At 72.3% G+C, this 2,276-nt stretch carries 2 protein-coding genes; one reads left to right on the top strand and one right to left on the bottom strand.

All coding sequences use genetic code 11. From position 1 onward, the window contains the following. Window positions 1-138 precede the first annotated feature (138 nt). Window positions 139-1,551, top strand: coding sequence for a glutamate--tRNA ligase (gene gltX / locus NBZ83_RS31730; RefSeq protein ID WP_261569563.1), 1,413 nt, complete (start codon window positions 139-141; stop codon window positions 1,549-1,551). Window positions 1,552-1,882: 331 nt separating this feature from the next. On the opposite strand, the gene NBZ83_RS31735 is transcribed toward gltX, so the two are convergent. Further along, window positions 1,883-2,276: winged helix-turn-helix transcriptional regulator (locus NBZ83_RS31735; protein ID WP_308203848.1), on the bottom strand; the 394-nt coding region annotated here is incomplete at its 5' end.

Genomic DNA, 2,276 nt, shown 5'->3' on the forward strand with positions numbered 1-2,276 from the left:
CCCCTCGACCTCCTCGACCTCCTCGGCGACTAACACCCCACACCTTCCGAACGATCGGACCTGCCGAGGCGGCGCCGACGACGTCGACGCCGCCTGGGTACTCCGTCGGCTCACCGGGATCCCTGTACGCTGCCCCGCATGGGATCTGGGCGGGTACGGGTTCGATTCGCGCCGTCTCCCACCGGCATCTTCCATGTGGGTGGGGCGCGCTCGGCACTGTTCAACTGGCTGGTGGCGCTACGCGCGGACGGCGACTTCGTGCTGCGCATCGAGGACACCGACGCCTCCCGCAACCGGCCCGAGTGGATCGACGGCATCATCAGCGCGCTGGACTGGCTCGGGATCAGCCCCGGCCGGTACGAGGGCCCGGTGCTGCAGTCCTCGCGCGCGGACCGGCATCGGGCGGCCGCGGTCCGCCTGCAGGAGGCGGGGCTGGCGTACTTCTGCGACTGCACCCGCGACGCGCTGGCGGAACGCACGGGTAATGCCCAGCACGGCTACGACGGCTTCTGCCGCGACCGCGGGCTGGAGCCCGGCCCCGGCCGCGCGCTGCGCTTCCGCACCCCCGACGAGGGGGTGACGACGGTACGCGACCTGATCCGCGGCACCCCGGAGTTCCCGAACGACACCATCGAGGACTTCGTGATCGCGCGGGCCGACGGCTCGGCGGTGTTCCTGCTCGCCAACGTCGTCGACGACCTGGAGATGGGGATCACCCACGTCATCCGGGGCGAGGAGCACCTGTCGAACACGCCCAAGCAGCAGCTGCTGTGGGCCGCGCTCGGCGCCGACGAGCCGCCGGTGTGGGCGCACGTGCCGGTCATCGTCAACGAGAAGCGGCAGAAGCTGTCGAAGCGGCGGGACAAGGTGGCGCTGGAGTCCTACCGGGACGAGGGCTACCTGCCCGGCGCGATGAAGAACTACCTGATGCTGCTCGGCTGGGCGCCGTCCGGCGACGACGAGATCGTGCCGTGGGAGACGATCGAGTCGACCTTCGACCTGGCCGACGTGAAGCCTTCCCCGGCGTTCTTCGACGAGAAGAAGCTGCGGGCGTTCAACGGCGAGTACATCCGGGCGCTGAGCGTCGAGGAGTTCATCGCGGCGGTGCAGCCGTGGCTGGTGCCGCCGGCGGCACCGTGGGCGGCCGAGGCGTTCGACGCCGCCGTGTTCGCCGTGGTCGCCGGGCTCGCGCAGTCCCGGTTGTCGGTGCTCTCCGAGATCGTGCCGATGGTGGACTTCCTGTTCCTGCCCGAGGCGCCGGTGGACGACGCGGCATGGGCGAAGGCGATGAAGGGGCCGGCGGCGGAGTTGCTCGCCGACGTCCACGACGTGTTCGGCAAGGTCGAGTGGGACGCCGAGACGCTGAAGGCGACCCTGACCGAGCTCGGCGAGCGCCACGGCCTGAAGCTGGCGAAGGCGCAGGCGCCGGTGCGGGTGGCCGTCACCGGGCGGACCGTGGGGCTGCCGCTGTTCGAGTCGCTGGAAGTGCTCGGCCGGGAGGCCACCCGCCGGCGACTGGCCGCGGCCCGGGAACGGCTGGCCGCGGGCTGAGACGCCGCCCGGGCGGGTCCCGGCCCACGGGTCGGGGAGCGGTCACCACCGTCGTGGGCCGAGGCTGATGAGCCCGGGCCGCGGCTGGGACGGGCCGCGACCCGGGCTAGGGAGACCCACCGGAGGTCGGGGTTACCTCCGCCGGGTGAAGTTCGGATCCACCAGGTCGCCTCCGGTGCTCCCCAGCACCGGGTTCGACAGTGACCAGCACATCTCCTGGGGCCTAAAGGAGTCTTAAGATCAGCTCAAGACAAGCTGTGATCTCATAATCACGCTCCGTCGACGGCAAGGTGACATTCGGTGATAACCCGACAAGGCGCGCCCACCCCGGTCAGGGCTCGTCGTGGCCACGGGTGGAGGCCCCGCGCGGGGTGCGCTGGCGGGGGCTGAGCGTCGCCCATTCCTGCGCCCAGGCGGCCAGGGGCTCGATCACGCCCTGCAGGCGCCGGCCGTGGGTGGTCAGCCGGTACTCGCCGACCTCGTCCACCTCGACGAGGCCGGCCTCCCGCAGCTCCCGCAGCCGCTGCACGAGCTGCGTCTGCGGGGCGTCCAGCCGGGCTGCCAGCGTGCGGAACGGCAGCGGGCCACCCCGCAGATGCCAGTAGAGGCCGAGGGCGAACCGGCGACCCAGCAGGTCCACCAGGGCGGCGAGGTCGGGCGGCGCCCCACCCGCAACCTCCGCCGGCGCCGGGCCGCCCGATCGCCCCTGCACCGCCGCCCGTCCC

The sequence above is a fragment of the Frankia gtarii genome (assembly GCF_025403375.1).
Classification (GTDB): Bacteria; Actinomycetota; Actinomycetes; order Frankiales; family Frankiaceae; genus Frankia; species Frankia gtarii.

Coding starts and splice junctions, on each gene's coding strand:
- gltX (WP_261569563.1), top strand. CDS start 139: ATGGGATCTGGGCGGGTACGGGTTCGATTCGCGCCGTCTCCCACCGGC.